The 25,374-nt window shown below is 67.3% G+C and carries 25 protein-coding genes; 11 read left to right on the top strand and 14 right to left on the bottom strand.

The genetic code is table 11. The features are described from left to right. The 3 genes from RMCB_RS19545 to RMCB_RS19535 are packed head-to-tail and all read left to right on the top strand — an operon-like array spanning position 1 to position 3,198. Positions 1-1,515 carry a flavin-containing monooxygenase gene (locus RMCB_RS19545; RefSeq protein WP_062830117.1) on the top strand — a complete coding sequence of 505 codons (1,515 nt, stop codon included), beginning with the start codon at positions 1-3 and terminating at the stop codon, positions 1,513-1,515. Continuing rightward, positions 1,515-2,432, top strand: coding sequence for a MerR family transcriptional regulator (locus RMCB_RS19540; RefSeq protein ID WP_062830116.1), 918 nt, complete (start codon positions 1,515-1,517; stop codon positions 2,430-2,432). Before RMCB_RS19545 ends, RMCB_RS19540 begins: the two co-directional genes overlap by 1 nt. A gap of 55 nt (positions 2,433-2,487) precedes the next feature. Beyond that, on the top strand, positions 2,488-3,198 hold the full coding sequence (locus RMCB_RS19535) for a hypothetical protein (RefSeq protein WP_062830115.1): 711 nt from the start codon (positions 2,488-2,490) through the stop codon (positions 3,196-3,198). A gap of 111 nt (positions 3,199-3,309) precedes the next feature. Here the strand turns inward: RMCB_RS19535 and guaA are convergent, their stop codons facing one another. Further along, complete coding sequence (gene guaA / locus RMCB_RS19530) at positions 3,310-4,869, bottom strand: glutamine-hydrolyzing GMP synthase (protein ID WP_062830114.1); 1,560 nt, start codon at positions 4,867-4,869, stop codon at positions 3,310-3,312. Positions 4,870-4,902: 33 nt separating this feature from the next. Then, complete coding sequence (locus RMCB_RS19525; RefSeq protein ID WP_234792189.1) at positions 4,903-5,475, bottom strand: TetR/AcrR family transcriptional regulator; 573 nt, start codon at positions 5,473-5,475, stop codon at positions 4,903-4,905. A gap of 75 nt (positions 5,476-5,550) precedes the next feature. On the opposite strand from RMCB_RS19525, the gene RMCB_RS19520 reads away from it, so the two are divergent. Next, positions 5,551-6,429: a TauD/TfdA dioxygenase family protein gene (locus RMCB_RS19520; RefSeq protein ID WP_062830112.1), complete on the top strand. Its 879-nt coding sequence runs from the start codon at positions 5,551-5,553 to the stop codon at positions 6,427-6,429. A gap of 9 nt (positions 6,430-6,438) precedes the next feature. On the opposite strand, the gene RMCB_RS19515 is transcribed toward RMCB_RS19520, so the two are convergent. Next, a complete protein-coding gene (locus tag RMCB_RS19515; protein WP_062830111.1) occupies positions 6,439-8,397 on the bottom strand; it encodes a YhgE/Pip domain-containing protein in 1,959 nt (652 codons plus the stop codon). A gap of 2 nt (positions 8,398-8,399) precedes the next feature. Next, entirely contained in the window at positions 8,400-9,080 is a 681-nt protein-coding gene (locus tag RMCB_RS19510; RefSeq protein WP_062830272.1) for a P-loop NTPase family protein, read from the bottom strand. A 282-nt stretch (positions 9,081-9,362) separates the two neighbouring features. On the opposite strand from RMCB_RS19510, the gene RMCB_RS19505 reads away from it, so the two are divergent. Next, positions 9,363-9,992, top strand: a complete 630-nt coding sequence (locus RMCB_RS19505) for a TetR/AcrR family transcriptional regulator (protein ID WP_062830110.1) — start codon at positions 9,363-9,365, stop codon at positions 9,990-9,992. Between the two features lie 15 nt (positions 9,993-10,007). On the opposite strand, the gene RMCB_RS19500 is transcribed toward RMCB_RS19505, so the two are convergent. Further along, the gene (locus RMCB_RS19500) at positions 10,008-11,033 is read right to left on the bottom strand and encodes a Gfo/Idh/MocA family protein (RefSeq protein WP_062830109.1); all 1,026 of its coding nucleotides are present in this window, start codon (positions 11,031-11,033) and stop codon (positions 10,008-10,010) included. Positions 11,034-11,141: 108 nt separating this feature from the next. Between RMCB_RS19500 and RMCB_RS19495 the strand changes: the two genes are divergently transcribed. Next, positions 11,142-11,684 (top strand): hypothetical protein, encoded by a 543-nt coding sequence (locus tag RMCB_RS19495; RefSeq protein ID WP_063827623.1) that lies wholly within the window; start codon positions 11,142-11,144, stop codon positions 11,682-11,684. Here RMCB_RS19495 and RMCB_RS19490 read toward each other — a convergent pair. From RMCB_RS19490 to guaB, 3 genes are all read right to left on the bottom strand, one after another. Beyond that, positions 11,681-13,417: a GMC oxidoreductase gene (locus tag RMCB_RS19490; protein ID WP_062830108.1), complete on the bottom strand. Its 1,737-nt coding sequence runs from the start codon at positions 13,415-13,417 to the stop codon at positions 11,681-11,683. The genes RMCB_RS19495 and RMCB_RS19490 overlap by 4 nt on opposite strands. An 83-nt stretch (positions 13,418-13,500) precedes the next feature. Further along, entirely contained in the window at positions 13,501-14,628 is a 1,128-nt protein-coding gene (locus tag RMCB_RS19485) for a GuaB3 family IMP dehydrogenase-related protein (protein WP_029367685.1), read from the bottom strand. Positions 14,629-14,680: 52 nt separating this feature from the next. Further along, positions 14,681-16,222, bottom strand: coding sequence for an IMP dehydrogenase (gene guaB / locus RMCB_RS19480; protein ID WP_062830107.1), 1,542 nt, complete (start codon positions 16,220-16,222; stop codon positions 14,681-14,683). A 190-nt stretch (positions 16,223-16,412) separates the two neighbouring features. Between guaB and RMCB_RS19475 the strand changes: the two genes are divergently transcribed. Then, positions 16,413-16,817, top strand: a complete 405-nt coding sequence (locus tag RMCB_RS19475; RefSeq protein WP_029367683.1) for a DUF5319 domain-containing protein — start codon at positions 16,413-16,415, stop codon at positions 16,815-16,817. On the opposite strand, the gene RMCB_RS19470 is transcribed toward RMCB_RS19475, so the two are convergent. The 3 genes from RMCB_RS19470 to RMCB_RS19460 form a co-directional block, all read right to left on the bottom strand. Continuing rightward, positions 16,808-18,034, bottom strand: a complete 1,227-nt coding sequence (locus tag RMCB_RS19470) for an anti-sigma-D factor RsdA (RefSeq protein WP_062830106.1) — start codon at positions 18,032-18,034, stop codon at positions 16,808-16,810. The two genes, RMCB_RS19475 and RMCB_RS19470, sit on opposite strands and share 10 nt — an antisense overlap. After that, a complete protein-coding gene (locus tag RMCB_RS19465) occupies positions 18,027-18,605 on the bottom strand; it encodes a sigma-70 family RNA polymerase sigma factor (RefSeq protein ID WP_062830105.1) in 579 nt (192 codons plus the stop codon). Before RMCB_RS19465 ends, RMCB_RS19470 begins: the two co-directional genes overlap by 8 nt. Before the next feature lie 89 nt (positions 18,606-18,694). Further along, the gene (locus RMCB_RS19460; RefSeq protein ID WP_062830104.1) at positions 18,695-19,504 is read right to left on the bottom strand and encodes a hypothetical protein; all 810 of its coding nucleotides are present in this window, start codon (positions 19,502-19,504) and stop codon (positions 18,695-18,697) included. Positions 19,505-19,937: 433 nt separating this feature from the next. Between RMCB_RS19460 and RMCB_RS19455 the strand changes: the two genes are divergently transcribed. The 4 genes from RMCB_RS19455 (at position 19,938) to RMCB_RS19440 (ending at position 23,334) form a co-directional block, all read left to right on the top strand. Next, complete coding sequence (locus RMCB_RS19455; RefSeq protein ID WP_029367677.1) at positions 19,938-20,228, top strand: WhiB family transcriptional regulator; 291 nt, start codon at positions 19,938-19,940, stop codon at positions 20,226-20,228. A 198-nt stretch (positions 20,229-20,426) separates the two neighbouring features. Then, complete coding sequence (locus RMCB_RS19450) at positions 20,427-22,253, top strand: putative nucleotidyltransferase substrate binding domain-containing protein (RefSeq protein ID WP_234792187.1); 1,827 nt, start codon at positions 20,427-20,429, stop codon at positions 22,251-22,253. Then, a complete protein-coding gene (locus RMCB_RS19445) occupies positions 22,246-22,896 on the top strand; it encodes a 3'-5' exonuclease (protein ID WP_062830102.1) in 651 nt (216 codons plus the stop codon). Before RMCB_RS19450 ends, RMCB_RS19445 begins: the two co-directional genes overlap by 8 nt. A 9-nt stretch (positions 22,897-22,905) precedes the next feature. Next, a complete protein-coding gene (locus RMCB_RS19440; protein ID WP_062830101.1) occupies positions 22,906-23,334 on the top strand; it encodes an OsmC family protein in 429 nt (142 codons plus the stop codon). A gap of 28 nt (positions 23,335-23,362) precedes the next feature. Here the strand turns inward: RMCB_RS19440 and RMCB_RS19435 are convergent, their stop codons facing one another. The 3 genes from RMCB_RS19435 to RMCB_RS19425 are packed head-to-tail and all read right to left on the bottom strand — an operon-like array spanning position 23,363 to position 25,357. Beyond that, complete coding sequence (locus tag RMCB_RS19435) at positions 23,363-24,148, bottom strand: enoyl-CoA hydratase (protein WP_062830100.1); 786 nt, start codon at positions 24,146-24,148, stop codon at positions 23,363-23,365. Positions 24,149-24,187: 39 nt separating this feature from the next. After that, a complete protein-coding gene (locus RMCB_RS19430) occupies positions 24,188-24,970 on the bottom strand; it encodes a bestrophin-like domain (protein ID WP_062830099.1) in 783 nt (260 codons plus the stop codon). Positions 24,971-24,994: 24 nt separating this feature from the next. Beyond that, the gene (locus RMCB_RS19425; RefSeq protein WP_062830098.1) at positions 24,995-25,357 is read right to left on the bottom strand and encodes a heme-binding protein; all 363 of its coding nucleotides are present in this window, start codon (positions 25,355-25,357) and stop codon (positions 24,995-24,997) included. Between the last annotated feature and the right edge of the window lie 17 nt (positions 25,358-25,374).

The following is a 25,374-nucleotide window of genomic DNA, read 5'->3' as shown; positions in this document are numbered from 1 at the left end:
ATGCGCACCTATGACACGCTCATCGTCGGCGCCGGGTTCACCGGTATTGGCACCGCCATCAAGCTCGTCGAGGCCGGTGTCGAGGACTTCGTCATCCTGGACCGCTCCGATCGCGTCGGGGGAACCTGGCGAGACAACACGTATCCCGGTGCGGCGTGCGATGTTCCGTCGTTGCTGTACTCGTTCTCGTTCGTCAAGAACCCGGACTGGTCGCGGGCCTACTCCCCCGCCGACGAGATCCGTCGGCACATCGAGGACATGGTCGACACCTTCGACCTGCGTCGCCGCATCCAGTTCGGCGTCGAGGTCGACGGCCTGTCGTTCGACGAGGCCGAAGGCGTGTGGACGGTGAAAACCACCGGCCGCTCAGGGTCTGATCGCTCCTCACGTCCACGGCACTTTCAAGCCCGGACCGTGGTACTGGCCTCGGGCCCGCTGCCCGATCACAAGTGGCCCGACATCCGGGGGCTGGAGACCTACGAGGGTCACAAGATCCACAGTGCGAACTGGGATCACGACTACGACTTCACCGGAAAGCGGGTCGCGGTGATCGGCACCGGCGCCAGCGCCGTGCAGATCATCCCGGAACTGGTGAAAACCGCGGGCTTCGTCAAGGTGTTCCAGCGCACCCCGGGGTGGGTGATACCGCGGCTGGATTTCGCCACCCCGCCGGAGGCTCGCGCCCTGTTCGCGAAAATCCCTGCCGTACAAGAGCTTGCCCGGCAAATTCTGTTCTGGGGCCATGAGGCGAGTGCGACGGCGATGGTGTGGAACACGCCGCTGACGGGCTTGGTGGCCCGCATCGGCAAGGCACACCTGCGCAGGCAGGTCGCCGATCCGTGGCTGCGCCGACAGCTCACCCCGGATTTCACGCCCGGCTGCAAACGCATGCTGGTGTCCAGCGACTACTACCCGGCGCTGCAGCGCGACAACTGCAAGCTCATCGACTGGCCCATCGCCACCATCAGCCCGGTCGGCATCCGCACCAGCGACGGCATCGAACACCATCTGGACGCCATCGTGTTTGCCACGGGTTTCGACGTTCACCTCACCGGCCCGCCCTACCCGATCACGGGGCTGGGCGGCCGCTCGCTGGCCGATGAGTGGAAAGGCGGCGCGCAGGCGTACAAGAGCATCAACGCCCACGGCTATCCGAACCTGTATTTCATGACGGGCCCCAACTCCGGGCCCGGCCACAACTCACTGCTGGTGTATGTCGAAGGCCAGATCGACTATGCCGTGTCCGGCATCACGGCGCTGCTGCGCAACAATCTTCGCTACCTCGACGTGCGGGCCGACGTCCAGCAGCGCTACAACGAAGCGCTGCAGAAGCGGCTCACCAAGACCACGTGGATGACGGGGTGCAAGAGCTGGTACCTGACCGCCGACGGATTCAACGCGTCGATGTACCCCGGATTCGCCACCCAGTATCTTCGACAGATGCGGGATTTCCGGTTCGGCGACTATGACGCAGCGGTACGCGACACACACGTGGCGATCAGCTCGTCGGCCTGATGGCAGCCGCCAAGCCGTCCGGGCAGCAAGCCGGCGCGATCTCGGCCATCCTGACCGGGCTGCGCCGGGCGCCTCGGCAGATCCGACGCAGCTCGCGTGACGTCGTCGAGAACGCCGTCACGCAATTGTTCGATGCGGCGGTACAGCCGCACGGTGTCGCGGCGTCCGGCGAGTATCGCCTCGACGAGCTGGCCCGGCTGGCCGGGACCACCACCCGCAACATCCGCGTGTACCGCGATCGCGGGTTGCTGCATCCGCCGCTGCGGGTGGGCCGCATCGCGCTGTTCAACGACACCCACCTGACCCGGTTGCGGCTCATCACCTCGATGCTCGACCGTGGCTACAACATCGCCCACGTCCACGAGATGCTGTCGGCATGGGAGCAGGGCAAGGACATCGGCGATGTGCTCGGTTTGGAGAGCGCCATCGTCGGCAACTGGGGCGCCGAGAAACCCGAACGCCTGCCTGTTGCCGACGCGAAGCATCTGGTCGACGATGCCGCGGCGTTCGACCGGCTGGTTGCCATCGGGGTGATCAAACTCGATGACGAAGACGCAATCATCCTGCGGCCCAAGCTCATCGAGGCCTTCAACGAGATCCGCCAGTACGGCGTACCCATCGGCACGTTGATCGACGTCCATGAACAGGTGCTGCCGCATCTCGACGCGATCAGCTCGATCCTGGTGCGTGCCGGCGTCGATCAGGTGGCCGACAAGATCAAACCCGGTGAGTCGCTGCCCCCGGACACCGAAGTGGCCGAGCTGATCACGATGCTGGTGCGGTTCCGCACCCAGGCCGTATCCGCCGTCAGCGCCACCCTGGCGGCCTCGATCGAATCGACCATCGAATCCGTCGTCGGCCAGATGCTCACCGAGTACGTCGATAAGGCCGCCACCAACCCCGGCGAACAGACGTAGAGTCGGCCAAAATTGGCGCGCGGACCACCACACCGAGCTACTTAGACTCGGTCTCATGGTGGTCTCGGCGGCGGCGCGTGCAGCGTCGATGATTGCGGTCGCGGTGGCCTGCGTGGTCGCATGCGGCGGCGGTCCGTCCTCCGCGCAGCCGTCGACCGGGCATCCGCAGGCCACGATAGAGCGGCGCCCGGCGCCGACCATCGACTTCGACCGCTTCTCGACGGTGAACCTGGCCGACTACGCGACGTATCAATCCTACGGCGTGAGCGCTGCCCAGTGGCAGACGAACAACGGAATTCGTTGTCGCATACAGCTTTCCGGCAACAACATGCCGGGACCGTTCGGGATCGACTGCTGGAGTGAAGATTCGCCGGCGATGCCGGCCGGGATGAACACCGCGGGCGTGAGCCTGTGGGGGTACGACGCCGACGACCCCGCCAAAGACCCCGGCGTGACACCCCCGCCGCATCACGTGTTCTCGACGTTCGCCCACCTCGACCCGGCGAAGCTCAACGACCGGTACGAAACGCATTTGGTCGGCCTCAAATCACAGCCGGTCGATCCCGCGAGCTATCACCTTCTCGGCCCCGGGCAGAAGATCGTCGTGTCCCGAGCCGAGCTCAGTTCATCGCCAGGGGGCGACCCGTCGTCGACGGTTGCGACCTGCGCCGTCGGCGACGACGGCTCACTGACCTGTGAACAGCAGGGCGACGGAGCGCGCTACGGGTTCTTCCTGTCCCCGGTCGCCGACGCCTACGTCTGGTGAGTGAATGCCAGACGGTCGCCTACTAACTGCCGAGCAGACTTAGCGGTCCCCAAACAGCGGCGTGTCGCGAACCTCCGCGTCTGCTCGCGGAAGAAAGTCGCGGAAGAACTACTACTCCCACTCGATGGTGCCGGGTGGCTTGCTCGTGACGTCGAGCACCACGCGGTTGACCTCGGGCACCTCGTTGGTGATGCGGGTCGAAATCCGTTCCAGCACTTCGTAAGGCACGCGGGTCCAGTCCGCCGTCATGGCGTCCTCACTGGAGACGGGACGCAGCACGATCGGGTGGCCGTAGGTGCGCCCGTCGCCCTGCACACCGACCGAGCGGACATCGGCGAGCAGCACCACCGGGCACTGCCAGATCTGCTGATCCAGGCCGGCGGCCGTGAGCTCCTCGCGGGCGATCGAATCGGCGCGCCGCAGTGTGTCCAGTCGCTTGGCGGTCACTTCGCCGACGATGCGGATGCCCAGGCCGGGGCCTGGGAAGGGTTGGCGCCCAACGATTTCCTCCGGTAGGCCGAGTTCCCGGCCGACGGCCCGCACCTCGTCCTTGAACAACAGTCGCAGGGGCTCGACGAGTTTGAACTTCAGATCGTCGGGCAGGCCGCCCACGTTGTGATGGCTCTTGATGTTGGCCGTGCCGGTACCGCCGCCGGATTCGACGACGTCGGGATACAGCGTGCCCTGCACCAGATATTCGATCTCGGCCTCGGAGCTGCCGAGCGTGTCACGCACTGCCCCCTCGAAGGCGCGGATGAATTCTCGGCCGATGATCTTGCGCTTGCCCTCGGGGTTGGTCACCCCGCCCAACGCTTGCAGGAACCGGTCGGCGGCGTCGACGGTGACGAGCTTGGCGCCGGTGGCGGCGACGAAGTCGCGCTCGACCTGGGCTCGCTCCCCGGCCCGCAGCAGGCCATGGTCGACGAACACACATGTGAGCCGGTCACCGATGGCACGCTGCACCAACGCGGCGGCCACCGCGGAGTCGACCCCGCCCGACAGCCCGCAGATGGCCTGCCCGTCACCGATCTGCTCGCGCACCGCCTCGATGAGTTGCTCGGCGATGTTGGCAGGTGTCCAGGTCGGCCCGATGCCGGCGAACTCGTGCAGGAACCGCGTCAGCACCTGCTGCCCGTGCGGCGAATGCAGCACCTCGGGGTGGTACTGCACTCCCGCCAGCCGACGGGCCCGGTTCTCGAATCCGGCGACCGGGGCCCCGGCGCTGCTGGCGATGACGTCGAATCCGTCCGGTGCGGAGGTGACGGCGTCGCCGTGGCTCATCCACACGGGCTGCGTCGCGGGCAGGTCCGCATGCAGATCGCCGCCGGACACTGCCAGCTCGGTGCGACCGTACTCGCTGGTCCCGGTGTGCTCGACAGTGCCGCCGAGCACCTGCGCCATGGCCTGGAACCCGTAGCAGATACCGAACACCGGCACGTCGAGGTCGAACAGCGCAGGGTCCAGGCGCGGCGCACCGTCGGCGTACACGCTGGCCGGCCCGCCGGACAGCACGATCGCCTGCGGATCGCGCGCCTTGATCTCCTCGACGCTGGCGGTGTGCGGGACGACCTCTGAGTACACCCGCGCCTCGCGAACGCGCCGCGCGATCAGCTGGGCGTACTGCGCGCCGAAGTCGACGACGAGAACGGGGCGGGGGGATTCTGCTGCCACCGGCTCAGTCTAGGAGTTGAGGTGCCCCGACCCTCATTCCGGCGTGAGCATCCGGCCGATCTGGGCGGCGACGGCGCCACGCACCACATCCTCGCCGACCTCCTCGAGACCCGTGGCCGATCGCAGGAACGGCTCGAACAAGCGCCAACCCATTTGGAGCGCAACGGCATTCGCTGCGGCCAACCGGCCCTCTTGCTCATCGTCGAATCGCGGCACCACCCGATCCACCAGCATGGCCACGTTGGGGAAATGTGACTGCAGCTGCCCCACCGGATACCCGTCGAGCAGGGCGCGGGCCATGACCCGCATATGCCGGTCCATGGCCTGCTCGATCTCGCCGGCAGGCGCGCCACCGTCGAGCAGGACGGTCAGCGACTCCCCCAGGTGGTCGAGCACTGCCCCGACCAGACGTTCCTTGGTGCCGAAGTGCCGGTAGACCAGCCCGTGGTTCACCCGCGAGCGGGCAGCGATGTCCCGGATGGAGGTGGCGGCCGGGCCGCGTTCGGCGAAGAGTTCGGCCGCTGCGGCCAGCGTTGCCGCCACCACCTCGTCACGACCGACGGGAGCGGAAGTCCCAGGCTCGGCCACTGGCGGATCTGTAGTCACCTGGCTACACTAGCCCACATCCAGCTGTAGTCATTCGACTACACATTGGCCGACCAGCGACAAAGGACCTCAACCATGACGATTGCCACCACCGGTATCACCGTGACAAAACTGGGCAGCCGCATCGGCGCACGCGTCGACGGTGTGCGGCTCGCCGGGGATCTCGACGCCGACACCGTCGCCGCGATCCGCCGCACGCTGTTGCAGCACAAGGTGATCTTCTTCGGCGACCAGCAGCACCTCACCGATGACGAGCAACACGCTTTCGCGCGCCTGCTGGGCACCCCGATCGGTCATCACGCACTCAAACAGGACGGCGTCCCGATCATCACCCCGATCGACTCCGAATACGCCAAGGCCACCCGCTGGCACACCGATGTCACCTTCGTGCCGGACTACCCCGCGATCTCGGTCCTGCGTGCCGTGACGCTGCCGTCGTACGGCGGATCCACGCTGTGGGCGTCCACCGCCGCTGCCTACGACCAGCTCCCCGAGCCCCTCAAGCACCTGACCGAGAACCTGCGCGCGGTGCACACCAACCGCTTCGACTACGCCGCCGCCCCGGCGGTCCAACGCACCGAGGCCCAGCAGCTGATGCGCGCCGCCTTCGAGAAACCCGACTTCCGCACCGAACACCCCGTGGTGCGGGTGCACCCCGAGACCGGCGAACGCACGCTGCTCGCCGGCGATTTCGCGCGCGGGTTCGTCGGCCTCGACAGTCACGAGTCCCACGTGCTGTTCGAGCTCCTGCAGCGCCGAATCACCGCGCCGGAGAACACCGTCCGATGGAACTGGACGCCGGGCGACGTGGCGATCTGGGACAACCGCGCCACGCAGCACCGTGCGGTCGACGACTACGACGACCAACGGCGCGTCATGCACCGCGTCACCCTGGCCGGCGATGTACCGGTCGACGTGCACGGCCGGCCGAGCCGGGTGATCAGCGCGGCGTGAGCGACCGGCTCACATCTTGATCGCCGGGATCAGCCTGTTGAGGTTCCACAGCCGGTCGCGCCTGGCGGACAGGCACGAGATCGTCACCGCCCCGGCCCAGATGATCACCAGCGCGATGATCGCCTGCCACAGCCGGTAGTCGATGCCGCCCAGGATCAGCTGCCGTAAACCGTTGACGCCGTAGGTCATCGGATCGTACTTGTGGATCACCTGGAACGGCTTCGACGTGGTCTCGACGGGATACATGCCGCCGGCGCTGACCAGCTGCAGCATCAGCAGCGCCATCACCAGCACCCGGCCCACAGCCGGCCCGACGAGGGCGTTGATCGCCTGGGTGGCGGCAATGAACGCACACGAGATCAACACCATGAACCCGAGCATCGCCCAGGGGTGCACGGCGTGCATGCCCAGCGCGAACCGCACCACGCAGTACAGGATGACGGCCTGGAAGAACCCGATCATCGCCGCGGGCAGGTAGCTGGCGAGGACGACCCGGATCGCCAGCACTTCGGCGGCGACGGCCCGGGTCTGCAAGGGCTTCAGGATCATCCACAGCACCAGCGCGCCGAAGAACAGCGCCAGCGTGAGGAAAAACGGCGCCATCCCGGTGCCGAAGTTGGGTGCGGCGTTCTCGTGTGAGGTTTCCAGATTGACCGGGCCGCCGATGGTGTCGGCGATCGCGTTCTTCTGCTGGGTGCTCCAATCGGGCACCTGCTTGGCCCCCTCCGCCAGTTTGGTCGCCAGCTCGGCCGAGCCTGACCGCAGTTGCGCGGTGCCGGACTTCAGCTGCACGGCGCCGTCATCGAGTTTGGCGATACCGCTGGCCAATTCGGCACTGCCGGACGATAGCTGTTGCGCCCCGCTGCGCAGTTGGGTCAGCTTGTTGTTGAGGTCCTGGCCGGTGTTGCCGACTTGATTGAGCGCGGAGTTGAGCGGACTGCCCGGATTGCGCAGCGCCGTGGTCATCGAGATCGCGGCATTCTCGGCGTCGGTGAGCTGCTGGCGGATCTGCGGCGTGAACTGATGCCCGCGCAGCTGGTCCTGGATCCCGCGCAGGGTACCGGCGGCATTGTTGGCCAACGGATCCGGACTTCCGGACAGCTGGTCGATCACCGCGGTCAGCGAGTTCGCCGCGGCATCCTGCGCCGTCGCGATCCCGCCGATCTGCTCGTTGGCCTGCTGCAGGGCGGTCGCACCCTTCTGCAACTGGTCGGTGTTGCCGCCGATCTGGGAGAGCGCCTTGGTCACCGTGACCAGCGGGTCGGTGGCCTTGGTGATGCCATCGGAGAGCTGCTTGGCGCCCGAAGCGACCTGCGCCGACCCGGACCGCGCGGTGTGCAGGCCGTTCGACAATTCACCGGCGCCGTCGTCGACCTTCACCGCGCCGTCGGCGAGTTGCTGCGCACCGTCGGCGGCCTGCTTGATGCCCGCCCCGGACGAAACCACCACCGAGAGCACCTGATTGACGGCCTGGCCGGAGATCCGGGTGGAGACGGCGTTGAGCACCTGGTCGACGGCGGTGCGGCCGATGCTCGACGAGATGTAGTTGTTGGCGTCGTTGTAGACGGCAATCAGATTGGCCCGCTTGGGTTCTCCGGTCACCGGGGACGCGATCGCCTCGCTGAAGTCCGGCGGCAACTCCAGCATGAAGTAGTACTTGCCGTGCTCGACGCCCTGGCGCGCCTCATCGAGATCGACGACGTGCCAGTCCAGGCTGGCATCGTCGGTCAGGCTCTTGGCGATCTCATCGCCTGCCTTCACCTGCACGCCGGACACCACGGTCCCGCGATCAGAATTGACCAGCGCCACAGGCATTTTGTTGACGTGCCCGAACGGATCCCAGTACGCCCACAGGTAGAGCGCGCCATAGACCAGGGGCAGCAGCATCAGCACGATGATCGCCAGCCGGGTCATTCGGCTGCGGCCGAAGCGCTTGATCTCCGAGCCGAGTGCGAGTCCAGCCAGCATCGTCAGTCCTTCCCGGTCAGGATGCGGTGATCGTGTAGGTCGTGGGCGGGGGCGTCCGGGCCGAGCGGATTGGTGACGCCGACCACGACGGTGCGTTTGGTCGCGATGGCGGCCAGGCGTTCGATCGCTGTCGCGCGCCGGTTGTAGTCGCGCACCTGCTCAAGGTCGCCGACCACGAGGATCGGCCGGTTGGAGAACAGCGACAGGGTGACCCGCAGCAGGAACATCTCCAGGTCGGACAGATCGCTGATGAAGGACTTCGGCGAGGGCGTCGGCACGTCGCCGAACACCAATGACAGTTCGACTACTCCGGCCTGGTCGGACACCTGCGAGTACCACGGCGCCAGCCAGCGCCGCTGCTCGGCGAGAACCGTCTGCACAGTCACCGAGTCCGGTAGCTCGTCGATGTCGTCGAACGCCGCGATCGAGCAGTGCTTGCGGATGGCCCGCGGCTGCGTGTCGCCGCACACCGTGATCGTGCCGTGCGTCGGCTTGAGCCGGCCGGCCAACGTCAGCAGCAGCGCTGTCTGTCCCCAGCCACCAGGCATCTGGATGGCGTGAAAGCCCCGGGTCAGCTCGAGATCGACACCCGAGAACAGCGGCTCATGTTCGCCGTCCACGCCAAGTCCGGCGGCGACGATCAGAGGTTCGTCGTCCGGTTCGTCGGTTTCGGTCGTCTGCACGACGGCCGCGTCGCCCTCGGACTTCTCGCCCTCGTGGGCGTCGGTCTCATCCTCGGGAGTGTCCGTCTCGTCCCCTGGTTCGGTCGGGCCATCGCCGGACTGCAGGTCAGCCTCGCCCGGTTCGTCCTCTGCGCGCATGCGGTTGCTCTTTCCGTTGCCCGTTGCCGTCACCGGTCGATTCTGCGCGGTATGCCATTGCTGCTCCCCCACCGAACCGCCGGTTCAAAGTCTGCCATCCCCGACATTTCGATACCCACTGGTATCCATTCGATACTCGCGAGTATGCTGCGGGGTATGCCGTCTGTCAAACCCGCACGCACCAGGCCGACCCGGGGCGAGGTGCGCGACCGGATCCTCGACGCCGCCCTGGCCGTGTTCGCCGCCGAGGGGTTCGCCGGTGCGACCATCGACGCCATCGGTCAGGCGGCGGGATTCACCAAGGGCGCGGTGTACTCGAACTTCGAATCCAAGGACGAGTTGTTCCTGGCGCTGCTGGACCGCCAGTTCGAAACGCGGGGTGAGTTGATCGCGACCGCCTTCGACAACAGTGGCGGCGACACGGCCGCCACGGCCCAGGCGTTGAGCAGATCCATGCTGGAGTCGATTCACGACCAGAACGAGTTCTACCTCGTCCTCACCGAATACTGGCTGCGGGCCGTGCGCGATCCACAGCTACGCGACCGCCTGATCGCGCGGCGTCGCGCCGCCGTCGAGCAGGCGCTGCACGTCGTCAACAACGTCACCACCGCACTGCCCCGGCAGAACCTGCTGGCACTGGCCCAACTGGTCGTCACGATGTCGACGGGGGTCGCCATGGAGGAGGTGCTGCAACCCGGGACCATCGACGAATCCATGCTGGCCCGCCTCATCGCCGCGCTGGTGCAAGCAGCGCCACACGCCGACCAGGCGTAGGGATCACCGCCCCGGTTACGCCAGGCGCCGCGCTTCTTCCAGGATCTCCATGGTGCGCACAGCATCGCGAGGATCGACCGGGACGGGGCCTTGGCCGCGGACCGCGGCAGCGACGGCGTCGTAAAAGTCTTGGTAGCTGCCGGGGTCCAACGCGATCGTGGACCGCTCGTCGCCTGCGCCGAACTGCGCGACGCGGGTGTCGTGGTCGAAGCCCGGGTCCGAGGGCATGGCGCCGTCGACCCGCAGCGCGTGTTCCTGTTGATCGAGGCCTTCCACGACCACGGTTCCCTTGGTCCCCGACAGCCGGAACCGCGGACCCGTGACGCCCACCAGAGACCCGGCACTCAGCCGGCTCACCGCTCCGGATTCGTGCTCCAGTTCGAGGAAGGCGTCATCGTCGGCGGCGCCGCCGTCGTGCAGTATGCGAAGCCGCGCATGCGCGACGCGGCGAACGGGCCCGAGCAGCTGCACCGCCTGATCCACCAGGTGCGGACCCAGGTCCAGCAGGATGCCGCCGCCGGCGTCGACCGTCGTCGTGGCCTTCCAGTTCTTGTCCAGCTGGGGCTTCCACCGTTCGAAACGAGACTCGAAGGTGTGCGGGGTTCCCAACGCGCCGTCGGCCAGCATGCGCTGAATGGTCCGAAAATCCCTGTCCCACCGACGGTTCTGGTAGACGACCAGGGGACGGTCGTGGGCGACGGCGGCCTCGACGATGCGGTTGGCGTCGGCGACGGTCGGCGCGAAAGGCTTGTCGACCACCACCGCCGCGCCGTGGGCCAATGCCGCCGTGGCGTGCTCGACGTGCAGTGCGGGCGGTGATGCGACGACGACAAGGTCGAACTGGCCTGACTTCAGCATCTCGTCCACCGAGGCGAAGACCTCGACAGTTGGGGCGAGGGCACGAGCCCGCTCCGCCCGCGCCGCGTCGGTGGTGACGACGCCTCGCAGCTCATAGTTCGGATTCGTGGCGAGGAAGCGCGAGTGGAAGAACTCGCCTGCGACGCCGAATCCGATGACTCCGGCGATAAGACGGTCGGTCATGTCAACTCCTCACAGCGGTTGGTTAGGAACGTACTCATTGGCGCGCTCAGCCGTGGCAATCCGCCAGGTAGTACAGCGTGTCCGGACTCAACGCCTTAAGGTGTCGTGATGCGCAGGAGAATGCTGATGGCACTGGTGAGCGCGGCGGTCGGCGCCGGCGTCACCGTCCCCGGTGTGGCCGCGGCCGACCCGCCGCCGCCTCCGCCCCCGCCGCCGCTCAATCTCAACGCACTCACGCCGGTGAAGCCGTCGGACTTCGCGATGCAGAACGGTGAGTACTACGCGTTCGCGGTGCCGGGCGATATCGCATGCGCCATCAGCCGCAAGTCGGGCAACTACGGCTGCACGGGTCCGCTGCCCGCAGCTCCGGACGGCGCGAACGCCGTCACGGGTGGACAGCAGGGTCCGCCGACGTTCCTCAACGACAACCGGCCGCTGTTCGGCTTCGACGGGCTGCCCAACCGACTGCTGCCCGGATCGCGCATCAGCTTCCGCAACGTGACGTGCGGAACCGACGGCACGGTGACGATGTGCAGCAACTCCTATGACGGGGCGGGATTCGCCCTCACCCCGGCAAGCAGCTTCATCCTCGGTGTCAACAACCCGCTGCTGCTCAACACCGGCGAGGGGCGCAACCCCTTCGCCAACTAACCGCCCGTGTTGACCGGCTCGATCGGCAACCGCCGCAACGCACCTGGCGCGTCGGCGGGCACCACGGGATGCAGCGGTGCGATCGGGTCGAGGCGCTGATACGGCTCGCCCTGGGCCGGCCGAGTGTCTTCCTCACCCTTGTTCGGCCACAGCGACGCCGCCCGCTCGGCCTGCGCGGTGATCGAAAGCGACGGATTAACACCGAGATTCGCCGAGATCGCGGCACCGTCGGCGACGTAGAGCGTCGGGTAGTTGTACACCCGCTGATACGGATCGATCACGCCGTGTTCGGCGTCGGCACCGATCGCGGCGCCGCCGAGGAAGTGCGCGGTCAACGGGATGTTGAACAACTCGCCCCATGTGCCGCCTGCGATGCCGCCGACCTTCTCGGCCATCCGCCGGGTGAACTCGTTGCCCACCGGGATCCACGTCGGGTTCGGTTCGCCGTGGCCCTGCTTGGACGTCAACACCCGCCTGCCGCCCGGGCCGCGCTTGGTGAACGTGGTGATCGAATTGTCCAGATGCTGCATCACCAGGGCGATGACCGTCCGCTCACTCCACCGTGCCGGGTTGAGCAGCCGGATCAGCAGCGCCGGGCGCTCGCGACCCTGGTCGAGGAACTGCCGCCACCGCGGCACATCGGTGCCGCCGGGGCCCGTGCCGTCGGTCATGAGCGTCTGCAGCAGGCCCATCGCGTTGGAGCCCTTGCCGTAGCGCACGGGTTCGACGTGGGTGTCTTCGGTCGGGTGTACCGACGATGTGATGGCCACGCCGTGGGTGAGGTCCAGATCCGGTGGCACCGTGAGGGTTTGGGCCCCGACGATCGACTCGGAGTTGGTGCGGGTCAACACGCCGAGGCGATCGGACAGCTTGCGCAGTTTGCCGGTGTCGCGCATCTTGAACAGCAGCTTCTGGGTGTTGTACGTGCCCGCCGCCAGAATCAGGTGCGTGGCGGTGAAGGTCTTGCGGTCCCGGAGCAGCTTGCTGCCGGTCTTGACCGTGGTGACCTCCCACAGGCCGTCGCCACGCTGCTCGAACCCGGTGACCGTCGTCATCGGATGCACCCGCGCGCCCGCCGATTCCGCGAGGCCGAGGTAGTTCTTGACCAGCGTGTTCTTGGCGCCGTGACGGCAGCCCGTCATACATTCGCCGCATTCCAGGCAGCCGGTGCGGGCAGGCCCGGCGCCCCCGAAGAACGGGTCGGGCACGGTCTTGCCCGGGGTCTTCTCGCCGTCGAGCCCGAAGAACACGCCGACCGGTGTGGCGACGAAGGTGTCCCCGCAGCCCATGTCGTCGGCGACCTCTTTGACGATGCGATCGGCATCGGTGAAGGTCGGGTTCTTGACCACTCCGAGCATGCGCTGCGCCTGCTCGTAGTGCGGCATGAGCTCGGCGCGCCAGTCGGTGATGTCTTTCCACTGCGGGTCGTTGAAGAACGGCGCCGGCGGCACGTACAGCGTGTTGGCGTAGTTCAGCGATCCGCCGCCCACGCCGGCACCGGCCAGGATCATCACGTTGCGCAGCAGGTGGATGCGCTGGATGCCGTACATGCCGAGTTGCGGCGCCCACAGGAACTTACGCAGGTCCCACGAGGTCTTGGCGAAGTCGGCGTCGGCGAACCGCCTGCCGGCCTCCAGCACACCGACGCGGTAGCCCTTTTCGGTCAGCCGCAGCGCACTGACGCTGCCACCGAACCCCGAACCGATAACCAGGACGTCGTAGTCAGGCTTCATCCGAACAGTATGACGCTACCCACAGGTAACTAGCTAGACAGGAGGCCCTAACTTGTAAAGACGCGCGTACCTGTCGCGGGGAATCAGGACCCGACGGTCAACCCGACCTTCTGGAACTCCTTGAGGTCGCAATATCCGGCCTTGGCCATGGCCCGGCGCAGACCGCCCACCAGGTTCAACGAGCCGAACGGATCGTCGGACGGACCGTTGAGCACGGTTTGGAGCGACGGCCGCTCCCCCATCGCGATCTGCAGGAGCGCGCCGCGCGGCAGTGACGGGTGCGCCGCGGCGGCCGGCCAGAACCAGCCTCCGCCGAGCGCCTCCGCCGCCGAGGACAGCGGAGTGCCCAGCACCACCGCGTCGGCGCCGCAGGCGATCGCCTTGGCCAGGTCGCCCGAGGTGTGGATGTCACCGTCGGCGAGCACGTGCACGTAGCGGCCACCGGTCTCGTCGAGGTACTCGCGGCGCGCGGCTGCGGCGTCGGCGATGGCCGTGGCCATCGGCACGCTGATACCCAGCACCTCGTCGCTCGTGGTCACACCGTGCGTCGAGCCGTAGCCGACGATGACACCGGCCGCGCCGGTCCGCATGAGGTGCAGGGCGGTGCGGTGGTCCAGCACGCCGCCGGCCACCACCGGCACGTCGAGCTCGGAGATGAACTTCTTGAGGTTGAGCGGCTCCCCGTCCTGCGCGACCCGCTCTGCGGAGATGATGGTGCCCTGGATGACCAACAGGTCGATGCCGGCTGCCACCAGGGCCGGTGTCAGCGCCTGGGCGTTCTGCGGGCTGACCCGCACGGCCGTCGTCACGCCGGCTTCCCGGATCCGCGCCACCGACTGGCCGAGCAGGTCGGGGTCAAGCGGTGCGGCGTGCAGCTGCTGCAGCAGCCGGATCGCGGCCGAGGGCTCGGGCTCTTTCGCGGCGGCCTCGACCACCTGGGCGATCTTCTCCTCGACGTCGGCATGCCTGCCGATCAGGCCTTCGCCGTTGAGCACGCCGAGCCCGCCGAGACGCCCGAGTTCGATCGCGAACTCGACCGATACCAGCGCATCGGTGGGGTGGGCCACCACGGGGATCTCGAACCGGTAGGCGTCGAGCTGCCACGTCGTCGACACGTCTTTCGACGACCGGGTGCGCCGTGACGGCACGATGTTGATGTCGTCGAGTTCGTAGGTTCGGCGGGCTGTTCTGCCCATGCCGATTTCGACCATGTCACGCATGACGAGCCTCTCTTGTGCGTGTGCTTCGGCGCGCGAGCGCCCGTCAGCGGGTGTAGTAGTTCGGTGCTTCGACGGTCATCGTGATGTCGTGCGGGTGGCTTTCCTTGAGCCCCGCCGCAGTGATCTGCACGAACTGTGCCTGCTGCAGTTGCTCGATGGTCGCCGACCCGGTGTAGCCCATGGCCGCGCGCAGACCGCCGGTGAGCTGATGGATGACGGTCGAGAGCGGCCCGCGGAACGGGACCCGGCCCTCGATGCCCTCGGGCACCAGCTTGTCCTCGGAGAGCACGTCGTCCTGGAAGTAGCGGTCCTTGGAGTAGCTCTTGGCCGCACCCCGGCCCTGCATGGCGCCCAGCGAGCCCATGCCGCGGTAGCTCTTGAACTGCTTGCCGTTGACGAAGATCAAGTCGCCGGGCGACTCGGCGGTGCCCGCCAGCAGCGAGCCCAGCATGGCCGTCGACGCACCCGCCGCGAGGGCCTTGGCGATGTCACCGGAGTACTGCAAGCCGCCGTCGGCGATCACCGGTACCCCGAACGGCTTGCACGCCGCGACGGCTTCGAGGATCGCGGTGATCTGCGGGGCACCGACCCCGGCCACCACGCGAGTGGTGCAGATCGAACCGGGCCCGACGCCGACCTTGACCGCATCCGCACCGGCCTCGACCAGCGCGGCCGCGGCGGCCCGGGTGGCGACGTTGCCGCCGACCACCTCGACGCGGTCACCGACCGCGGTCTTGAGCCGGTACACCATGTCCAGCACGCCCCGGTTGTGCGCGTGGGCGGTGTCGACGATCAGCACGTCGACCCCGGCCTCGACGAGTGTCATCGCCCGGGTCCAGGCGTCGTCACCCACGCCGACGGCGGCGCCGACCAGCAGCCGGCCGTCGCTGTCCTTGGTGGCCAGCGGGAACTGTTCGGTCTTGACGAAGTCCTTGACGGTGATCAGCCCGGTGAGCTTGCCGTGGCCGTCGACGATGGGCAGCTTCTCGATCTTGTGGCGGCGCAGCAGCCCGAGCGCGGCCTCCGCGGAGACCCCCTCGCGGGCGGTGATCAGCGGGGCCTTGGTCATCACCTCGGAGACAGGCTTGTTCTGGTCGACCTCGAACCGCATGTCGCGGTTGGTGATGATGCCGACGAGGGCCCCGTCGGAGTCGACCACCGGCAAACCCGAGATCCGGAATCGCGCGCACATCGCGTCGACCTCGGCCAGGGTGTTGTCGGGCGAGCACGTGACGGGGTCGGTCACCATGCCTGCCTCGGACCGCTTCACGGTCTCCACCTGACCGGCCTGCTCGGCGACGGGCAGGTTGCGGTGCAGCACGCCCATGCCGCCGGCCCGGGCCATCGCGATGGCCATCCGCGACTCGGTGACGGTGTCCATGGCCGAGCTGACCAGCGGCACCTTGAGCCGGATCTTGCGGGTGACCTGGCTGGAGGTGTCCGCGGTGGCGGGCACCACGTCCGAGGCGGCAGGCAGCAGCAGCACGTCGTCGAACGTCAGGCCGAGCATGGCGATCTTGGTCGGATCGTCGCCGCCGGTCGGCACCGGTACGGCAATGGGAACGCTGCTTTCAGCGATCGACATGGGCGGGCCTCCAGATACAGGCGGTCGCAGAGCTTTACCCCTAATCCTATCGGCTCGCCAGGCGGGGTCGGCGCCACCGCCGCAATGGCGGCCGGGTCGCGACGTGCATCGGCTCCCGGCCGCCACGTCGCACGTCGCGGCACCTTGCGCGGCTGGCGCGATACCTGTGCCGCTGCGTAGTGTGGATCTCGTGCGTGACCACCTGCCACCTGGTTTGCCACCCGACCCCTTCGCCGACGATCCGTCTGATCCGTCGGCCGCACTTGATGCCATCGAGCCGGGCCAGCCTCTGGACCCCCAGGAGCGCACCGCTGTCGAGGCCGACCTTGCGGATCTGGCGGTGTACGAGGCGTTGCTGGCGCACAAGGGTATCCGCGGTCTGGTGGTGTCGTGCGACGAATGCCAGCAGGACCACTACCACGACTGGGACATGCTGCGCGCCAACCTGCTGCAGCTGCTCGTCGACGGCACGGTCCGCCCGCACGAGCCGGCCTACGATCCCGAGCCTGACTCCTACGTGACCTGGGATTACTGCCGTGGTTACGCGGACGCCTCGCTCAACGAAGCCACGTCGGAAACCGACGGCTACCGCTGAGCGGCGCCGCCCAGTCCCAGCCCCGGTAACCCGGGGATTTCGATGACCGTCGTGACCGGAAGCTGAGGTACGGCCGCGCGCCCCGGAGGTGTGCCGGCACCCTGTTGCTGCTGTGGCGGCGCCTCTTCCCCATGCTGCGTTGCGCCGTCACCACCACCGGTCGCCCCGCCGCGTGCCGGGACGGTCACCGTGGGCTCAGCCGCCGGCGGAACACTCACCGTCGGCATGGTCGTGGTCTGGGTGTGCGCCGGTGACGGCACCACCGACGAGGGCACCGTCGACACCGCCGAGGACGGTGGCACCTCCACGCGTGGACTGGTCGACGGGGCCGCGGTACTGGTCGACGGATTCTGCGACGACGGCGCGGCCGGTGACGAGGTCTCGGTCGACGCCGACGGAGCGGGTGTGCCCGATGCGGGGGACGACGACGGTGACACCGGTGTGCCGGCCGGCGACGTGGTGTCCGACGGCGCCGGGCTGGTGCTCGTCGGTGTCGGGGTCGACGGAGCCGTGGTCGACGGAGTGCTCGTCGGTGAGGACGTGTCGGACACGCTCGTGGAGGTAGCCGGGTTGCTCTGCGTCGCAGGCACCTCCGGCAGCACGATCGGCGGCGCGTTCGGCGGTACTGTCGCGTTCGGATCGCGGTTCTCGACCTTGACCGACAACTGCTGCAACTGATCGACCAGCTGCTGCTTGCGCTGGGTGTCGTCGACGGTCGCCACCGTGGTGGTGACGGTGCTCAGCTTCTCCTGCGCCGCCTGCCACTGCCCCTGGTCGATGAGCTGCTGGACCTGCGCGAGTTCCGCGGAGGCCAGCTCGACGTTGACGTCGCGGGTCGGCCGTTCGCCGAACAGCGTGGTGCGCATGCCGTATAGGGCGTCACCGGGCCCGGCGCCGTAGACGGCCGCGCCGAACCCACCCAGGCACAGCACTGCGGCCGCCACCGAGCCCACCAACGCCAGGGGCAGCCGTGGCCGCCTGCCCCGCGTGCCGCGGTCGAGGGCCGTGATGGCGTCGCGCGTCGTCACGACACCGGAGGTGGGACGCCGCGCCTCGTCGCGCCAGCCGGCGAGCAGCTGGGCCAGTTCGGCTTCCGCAGGGTCGGTTGCGTACACCTGGCGGTCCAGCGAGAGCGCCTCGATGAACCGATCGGTGCGGTTGATCTCGTTGAGTGAGGGATCGCCACCATTGGACGTCCAGCGGCCGAAGTCAGGCATAGTCACGCCCCGTCGCCATGACTTCGGACTTCAGCCGGTTCAGCGCCCGGTGCTGGGCCACGCGAACCGCGCCAGGGGTGCTGCCGACGGCCTCGGCGGTCTCTTCGGCGCTCATGCCGACGACGACCCGCAGGATCAGGATTTCGCGCTGTTTCTCCGGCAGTACCGACAGCAGCTTGGCCATTCGTGCCGAGGACTCGTTGTCGAGAGCAGACTGCTCCGGGCCCGCGTCCAGCGAGTAGCGCTCCGGCACCACATCGGTCGGTTCAGCCCGATTCCGGGCCGCCGCGCGATGCGCGTCAGCAACTTTGTGCGCGGCGATGCCATATACGAAGGCCAGGAACGGTCGTCCCTGATCCTTGTAGCGCGGCAGCGCCGTAATGGCGGCCAAGCACACCTCCTGCGCAACGTCATCCGCTGAAAGACCACTTCGCTCGGTCGTGCCGACCCGCGCCCGGACGTAGCGAACGATGATCGGCCGGATGATCTCCAGGACTTCCTGAAGCGCATTCCGATCGCCGGCCACAGCCTCAGCAACGACAGCGTCGAGACGGTCTCCCGAACTTGTCATCGTGGGCGGTATCTCCAGCGTTACTTGGCACCGACACTCGCAGGCGCTTGGTTGAGCTAAACAATAACGATCGGCGCGGGGCGACCGGATCAGTCGCCGGTCCAGACCCCGCCTCTGCGACGCACTGTATCGGCGCTGACGTCGCGGATCGTGCCGACTTGCGCGGGTGAGTGGGCCGCACTGCCGATGTCGGCCAGCAGACAGGCTAGCGCCCATCGCAGCGGGACGAGGCCGAGCTTCTCGGTGGCCGCCAGTGCGGCGTCGGCGACGACGCGCGCCCGGTCGGGCTGACCTGCACTACACAGCGCGGCTGCCAGCACCACATCGGACTTCACCGCGTGACGCGCCGACGGGTACCCAGCGGCGGCCCTTGCACCGCGTTCGGCATGGGTGACCGCCGTGGCCCCGTCACCGCGCATCATCGCCAGCTCCGCACTGACCCATGCCAGGCGAACCGCCACGCGCCCTGCGGGCTCGCCGACCACCGAACCGGCCCGCTGCAGCAGCCGTGCAGACAATGCGAACCGGCCGACTCCGAGCGCATCGGCGGCCAGGCCGATCAGGGCGTCGGCCGGGGCCTCGGGGTCGGCGGCATCCTCTCCCCCACTGTGGGCCCAGGCCTGGCCGTCGGCCCCGCGGGCGCTGTTGTGACCGCCGAGCTGGCGCATGAACGACGCCCGGGTGCTGAGGCTCAGCGACAGCAACGGTCCGGAGGCCACGCTGCGCTCGATCGCGGACAGCTCGGCCAGAGCGCAGGCGTAGCGCCCCTGACCGCCCGCAGCCACCGCGCGCAGCCATCGATCGCGCGGTGTCGCCGCGCTGGGCAGCGGCCAGCGGCCCGGGTCGTCGCCGAACGCGGCGTTCGCCAGCACGGTTGCTGCCTCGGTGGTGGTGCTCATCGGTTTGCGACGCTATCAACGTCGGACAAAAGCCGGGTCCACGGGAACCCGATACCGCAAGACACGGATAAAAGATATTCTCGAATCCGCATTCGTTAACAATTGATGCCCGCGACGTTAATAAGGTGTCAACGGAGCCATCGCCGCGATCAATGCCGAGTGTTGCCACGGCCGGTCCGAACAGCGGAAACATCGGCGACTCAGCCAGTGCTTAACACGGCTCTCGTGACGGACACATCGCAATGATGAACGTGATGTAAATTCTCGACCTGCGGATATGTCATTGAGCACACGCTCAGGCTATTGACGCGAATTAATGAGCGCCCCTAGTTTGTGTGCACGAGTAGTCATCGGCGACATGTGCTCAGTTCGGTACCACCAACTCACGCACGCTCACGTAATCGGAATGGGCGCGCAGAGAGGGGCTTCCTCCATGCCACAGCCGCAACAGCTACCCGGACCCAACGCGGACATCTGGGATTGGCAGATGCAAGGGCTTTGCCGGGGCGTCGATTCCTCGGTGTTCTTCCATCCTGACGGGGAACGCGGACGGGCCCGCGCCCAGCGCGAGTTGCGCGCCAAAGAGATGTGCCGCAGTTGCCCCGTGATCACACAGTGCCGTTCGCACGCGCTGGCCGTCGCCGAGCCCTACGGCATCTGGGGCGGGCTCAGCGAATCCGAGCGCGAGCTGCTCCTGAAGCGCGGCGTCCGCCGAACCGCCTGACTTCAGCAAACGAAAAGGGCCCTCATTCCGTAATGGAGTGAGGGCCTTTTGCTGCGCGTGACCGACGAATATCGCCGTCACCGATCAGAACGGCGCAGCCGGCCGAGCTCTGAGGTCTACTGTGACGCAGTGCTTCGACGGCCAACCGGGCACCCCAACGCGACAGGAGGGTAGACCATCAAGGACATCGCCGACTTCTTGGCTGCCCACGATCCGTACAACCGTCTCGACGAGAAGGATGTGAACCGGCTGGCCGCCACTGTCGAAGTCGAGTACTTCTCCGCGGGGACAACCATCGTCGAAGCCGAATCCGACGCGCTGCAGCGACTTTTCGTCGTCCGCACCGGCAGCGTCGAGGTGACCGACCGCGGCCACGTCGTCGACGTCCTCGGCCCCGGCGACACCTTCGGCCACATCTCGGTGTTCTCCGGTCAGCCCCCGCCCCTCACGGTCCGCGCCGCCGAGGACACCCTCTGCTATCTGCTCGACGACCCCCGCGATGTTCTCGAACACCCGCAGCGACTGTCCTTCTCGTACTACGGCGATCAGATCGCCCGCGCGCGATTGATCTCCTCCGGTGGAACCTTCGGTCAGCTCGAGCGGCCCATCGGCGAGGTCATGCACCCCATCACGTGGTGTGAGCCATCGGAATCCATACGTGACGTCGCACGGCGAATGACCGACGACCACCGATCGTGCGCGGTGTTCCAGCGCGGTGACGACGTCGGCATCGTCACCGACGACGACTTCCGCCGCAGGGTGGTCACCGGAGAAGTCGGCATCGACGCCCCCATCGACACCATCGCCTCCCTGCCCGCCATCGTCATGTCAGCCGACCGCACCGTCGGCGCCGGGTATCTGCTGATGTACGAACGCGGCATTCACCATCTCGTCGTCGTCGACGGCGCCAGCGGCCGCCCGGTCGGCATCACCCGGGTGGTCGACATGGTGGCCGGCGAAGTCCGCCATCCCCTGGTGATCCGCACGGAGACGGGCGCGGCGACCAACCTCACCCAATTGCGCGACGCCGCAGCCATGCTCACACCCACCATGCTCGAACTGTGGGACACCGGCGTGCCCGCCCATCACTTCGGATCCCTACTGGCGGCGATGATCGAAGCGATCGTCGCGAAGGCCATCGAGCTCACCGCCACCGCACCGCCGCTGCCCGACCTGGACTGCGCCTGGATGCTGCTCGGGTCGGTCGGCCGGCGCGAACCGCTGCCCAACTCCGACGTCGACAGCGCGCTGGCCTGGGTCACCCGCTCCCCCGACGACCCCGAGCCCGACAGGTCGGTCGTCAGCGCCGCGACCGAACCGGTGATGGACGCGTTGGAAAGCTGCGGGCTGCGCACGTGCCCGCAGGGGCTCAACGCGTCGTACCCGTTGTTCAACCGGTCGGTGTCCGGATGGCGGGCCGCCGCGGAACGCTGGCGCCAGAACCCGGGCAACGTCGGCGAACTGCTCTTGGCCGCGACGATGCTCGACGCCCGGCCGATCACTCGTCCGGTCCTGACGCGGCCCATGCGCACGGCCCTGATCTCGGGCGTGGGTCGCGCGCAGTTCACCCGCGCCCTGACCCGGCTGTCCATCGCCAGCCGTCCGCCACGGGGATTCGTGCGCGGGTTCGTCGCCGATCACTTCGGCGAACACAAGAACCGCCTCAACATCAAGAAGGCCGGTATGCGCCCGATCGTGACCATGGCCCAGGCGCTGGCCTTGCAGACCGGGGATCTGAGCGGATCCACCACCGACCGCCTCGACCGGGCCCGCCGGGCAGGGCTGCTCAATGTCGACGATGCCGAATCGCTCAAGACCGCCTTCACGCTGTGTTACCAACTGTCGGTCGATACCCAGATGCGCGCGTTGCGTGACGGCAAGCCCATCGAACCGACCGTGGCCCCATCCGATTTGGACAGCCTGGAGTTGCGGCACTTGCGCGACGCGTTCCGGGTGATCGCCGCCGTGCAGGACAAGGTGGCCGGCCGTTGGCCTTACGGACTCGGATATACCGACCATGCGTAACCTGCTGTCGCGCAAGAACTCAGGCCATGGCGACCGCAGCGGTAGCCGCTCGTGGCGCGATGACGAACTCTGGGTGGTCGATCTGGAGACCACCGGTCTGAACCTGCGCAGCGACAAGATCATCTCCTACGGCGCCATCCCGATCCACCACGGACGCATCCTGATGGCTCACGCCACCTACGGCCTGGTGCACATCGCCGAAGCCGTTCCGGCGCCTTCGGCCTGCATCCACGGCATCCGCACCCAGGACCTCGCCGCGGCACCACCCATCAAAGATGCTGTCGCACAGCTGCATACACTCATCGGTGATCGGCCGATCATCGCCCACTGCGCCGTCATCGAACGGACGCTGCTGCGCCGCGCGTACCGTGGCTGCGGCCGCCGTCTGACCAATCGGTTCATCGACACCGCTCCGCTGGCCGCACGCGCACTTGGAGTTCCGATCACCGAAGGGGCCATCTCCCTCGAATACGCGGCCACCAAGATCGGCGTCCCCGTCCACACGCCGCATCACGCGTTGGGCGACGCCGTCACCACCGCCAATCTGTTCCTCGCGCTCGCCAGTCGCTTGGAGCAACAACTCGGCACGCTGAGCACGGCCACGCTCATCGAGATCTCCACCAAACAGAAACAATCGACGTAAGGACCCTTCATGGCGACGACCGAAGTGACCGTGACCGAAACCGGCCAGGGAACCTACACGCAAGAGATCACCGCCGGAAACCATCGGTTCGTCGCCGACGAACCGCAACCGGTCGGAGACGACGCCGGCCCGAACCCGTACGACTTCCTCCTCGCCGGGTTGGGCGCATGCACGTCGATGACCGTGCGGATGTACGCCAACCGCAAGGGCTGGCCACTGGAACGCGTCCGCGTGACGCTGCGGCATTCCCGGATCCACGCCAAGGACTGCGCCGACTGTGAGACGAAAATGGGAATGCTCGATCAGATCGACCGCGAGATCGAGTTGATCGGCGACCTCGACGACGACCAACGAGAACGGCTGATGGCCATCGCCGAGCGCTGCCCCGTGCACCAGACCCTGACCTCGGAGATCCACATCACCACAACGGCTGTGTGACGCCGTCAGCGATGGTCTGCAGCCCCTGTTATCCGCGCCCCGGCCAGCTGGGCGGGCGCTTTTCGATGAAGGCGGCAACACCCTCGAGGGCACTGGGATCCATCATGTTGCACGCCATGGTGGTCCCGGCGTCGGCGTAGGCCGCCTCGATGCCGACGTCAATCTGGCGGTAGAACAAGGCTTTTCCCATCGCAACTGCGACCGCAGGTTTCGCGACGATGCTCGCGATCAGGGTCTCGACCTCGCCGTCGAGCGCCTCCGCAGGCACCACCCGGTTCACGAGCCCCAACGCTCGAGCCTGCTCGGCCGAAATGAAGTCACCGGTGACGAGCATCTCGAAGGCCGCTTTGCGCGGTACATTGCGCGACAATGCGACTCCCGGTGTCGCGCAGAACAATCCGACGTTGACGCCACTGACCGCGAAGCGCGCATCGTCGCTCGCCACCGCCAGATCGCACATCGCGACGAGCTGGCACCCCGCGGCGGTCGCGATACCGTGCACCCGCGCGATCACCGGTACCGGCAACCGCTGAATCGAGAGCATCACCGCGGTGCAGCGGTCGAACAGCTGTCGGTAGTAGTCGAGCGATGGCTCGGCCCGCATCTCCTTGAGGTCGTGGCCTGCGCAGAACGCCTTTCCTGCCGCCGCGAGAACCACAGCGCGCACGGTCTGGTCCTCGGCCAGCGCGTCCATCGTCTCGCCCAACGCGGCAAGCATTGCCTCGGACAGTGCGTTGAAAGCCTGCGGCCGGTTCAGCGTCAGGGTCACGACGCCGCGGTCGTCGCGGTCGTGAAGCAGCAGCGGTGCGTCCATGCCTTCGGGACGCTAGCACCCGCCGCGGTCGTTCGATGGCTACTTGCCGTCGTCGACCCCGTCGAACACCTGCACGACATAGTCGAATGATGCGGGCGTGACACCGAGTTCACGCCCGAACGGATGATCGAGCAAGAAGATCAAGAACAGCAGCAAGCCGAGCAAGATCGCAATCGCACTCGACAGAAACATGTGATTGAGCGGATTGCTCAGGTGGGTGAAGCCGATCAACCCGATGAGCAGAACGGCCCCGAACAACAGCCCACTCCACAGCAGTCCCGGAATGCGGGGCTTGGCATCGAGGATCCTGGTATTGCGTTGGGTGGTCAGCACATTGAGCTGTTGGCGCATTTCGGCATTGATGGGATTCGCCGAGGAAGGTTGCTGCTGACCGAGCATCCGGTACATGTCGGTGATCGCGGTCCGCGCCGCGGCGCTGGCTGCGCCATCTCCTCGACTGCCCCATTCGGCTTTCACCGCGGCGGTGTAGTCCCGCAGCAACTCACGCGTAGGGGCCTGGTCAGGTGCCGGCAGGCTGACCGTCTGCCGGTACATCGTTGCCAAGGTCGACGATTCGTTGGTGACGTTCGCCTCGGCCGAGGAGAACTGCTCCCAGGCGACGACGACGGTGAAGCCCAGCAGCGCACCGTAAACGAGCGCAACGGTCGTCAGGAACGGCGAGAGGGATCCCGTGGGCTGCGCGGCGTCCGGCCGGTACGCCGTCTTGTTGGCGACCCAGACACTCGCGACCGCCAGGTAAACCGACGTGGAGAGCACCGCGGCCAGGAACAGCCATAGCCCGGTCAGGCTCAATCCACCCATTGCCCACGCACCACCGGGGGTTGGTCAGGGCGTCGGCGGCAGCCCGCAGCGATCGCGGAAGTCGACCGACGGTTGCCTGATCCGCGCAAGATCGTCCCGGACAGTCGGATTGGCGTCCAGATAGCTCTGAACCTTGTCCCGGATCTGGTCCTTGGGCTGGCCCTTGAGGCCGGTGAAGAAATCGTTGACGTCGGGGTGCTCGGTCAGATAGTTCGACGTGTCGAACGTGACACCGGACATGACGCGCGCCATTTCGGCGGCCGTGCACGGCGGCGGCACCGGCGGATCGGCAACAGCAGACGCCGCGCCGAGCAGTGCCGTACCGGCCAGGGCGCCGGCAGCGATCGCGGCTCCCAGTGGGCGGTATGTCAGACGGCTTCGCAACATGTTTGGCTCCTTCGATC

The sequence above is a fragment of the Mycolicibacterium brisbanense genome (assembly GCF_001570425.1).
In the GTDB taxonomy this organism is placed as follows: Bacteria; Actinomycetota; Actinomycetes; order Mycobacteriales; family Mycobacteriaceae; genus Mycobacterium; species Mycobacterium brisbanense.
This window is presented reverse-complemented; position numbering and strand designations above follow the sequence as displayed.

Bases quoted from the DNA above. Each gene is read 5' to 3' on its own strand.
- RMCB_RS19545 (WP_062830117.1), top strand. From the start codon at position 1: ATGCGCACCTATGACACGCTCATCGTCGGCGCCGGGTTCACCGGTATT.
- RMCB_RS19540 (WP_062830116.1), top strand. From the start codon at position 1,515: ATGGCAGCCGCCAAGCCGTCCGGGCAGCAAGCCGGCGCGATCTCGGCC.
- RMCB_RS19535 (WP_062830115.1), top strand. From the start codon at position 2,488: ATGGTGGTCTCGGCGGCGGCGCGTGCAGCGTCGATGATTGCGGTCGCG.
- RMCB_RS19520 (WP_062830112.1), top strand. From the start codon at position 5,551: ATGACGATTGCCACCACCGGTATCACCGTGACAAAACTGGGCAGCCGC.
- RMCB_RS19515 (WP_062830111.1), bottom strand. From the start codon at position 8,397: ATGCTGGCTGGACTCGCACTCGGCTCGGAGATCAAGCGCTTCGGCCGC.
- RMCB_RS19505 (WP_062830110.1), top strand. From the start codon at position 9,363: ATGCTGCGGGGTATGCCGTCTGTCAAACCCGCACGCACCAGGCCGACC.
- RMCB_RS19500 (WP_062830109.1), bottom strand. From the start codon at position 11,033: ATGACCGACCGTCTTATCGCCGGAGTCATCGGATTCGGCGTCGCAGGC.
- RMCB_RS19495 (WP_063827623.1), top strand. From the start codon at position 11,142: ATGCGCAGGAGAATGCTGATGGCACTGGTGAGCGCGGCGGTCGGCGCC.
- RMCB_RS19490 (WP_062830108.1), bottom strand. From the start codon at position 13,417: ATGAAGCCTGACTACGACGTCCTGGTTATCGGTTCGGGGTTCGGTGGC.
- RMCB_RS19485 (WP_029367685.1), bottom strand. From the start codon at position 14,628: ATGGTCGAAATCGGCATGGGCAGAACAGCCCGCCGAACCTACGAACTC.
- guaB (WP_062830107.1), bottom strand. From the start codon at position 16,222: ATGTCGATCGCTGAAAGCAGCGTTCCCATTGCCGTACCGGTGCCGACC.
- RMCB_RS19470 (WP_062830106.1), bottom strand. From the start codon at position 18,034: ATGCCTGACTTCGGCCGCTGGACGTCCAATGGTGGCGATCCCTCACTC.
- RMCB_RS19465 (WP_062830105.1), bottom strand. From the start codon at position 18,605: ATGACAAGTTCGGGAGACCGTCTCGACGCTGTCGTTGCTGAGGCTGTG.
- RMCB_RS19460 (WP_062830104.1), bottom strand. From the start codon at position 19,504: ATGAGCACCACCACCGAGGCAGCAACCGTGCTGGCGAACGCCGCGTTC.
- RMCB_RS19455 (WP_029367677.1), top strand. From the start codon at position 19,938: ATGCCACAGCCGCAACAGCTACCCGGACCCAACGCGGACATCTGGGAT.
- RMCB_RS19445 (WP_062830102.1), top strand. From the start codon at position 22,246: ATGCGTAACCTGCTGTCGCGCAAGAACTCAGGCCATGGCGACCGCAGC.
- RMCB_RS19440 (WP_062830101.1), top strand. From the start codon at position 22,906: ATGGCGACGACCGAAGTGACCGTGACCGAAACCGGCCAGGGAACCTAC.
- RMCB_RS19435 (WP_062830100.1), bottom strand. From the start codon at position 24,148: ATGGACGCACCGCTGCTGCTTCACGACCGCGACGACCGCGGCGTCGTG.
- RMCB_RS19430 (WP_062830099.1), bottom strand. From the start codon at position 24,970: ATGGGTGGATTGAGCCTGACCGGGCTATGGCTGTTCCTGGCCGCGGTG.
- RMCB_RS19425 (WP_062830098.1), bottom strand. From the start codon at position 25,357: ATGTTGCGAAGCCGTCTGACATACCGCCCACTGGGAGCCGCGATCGCT.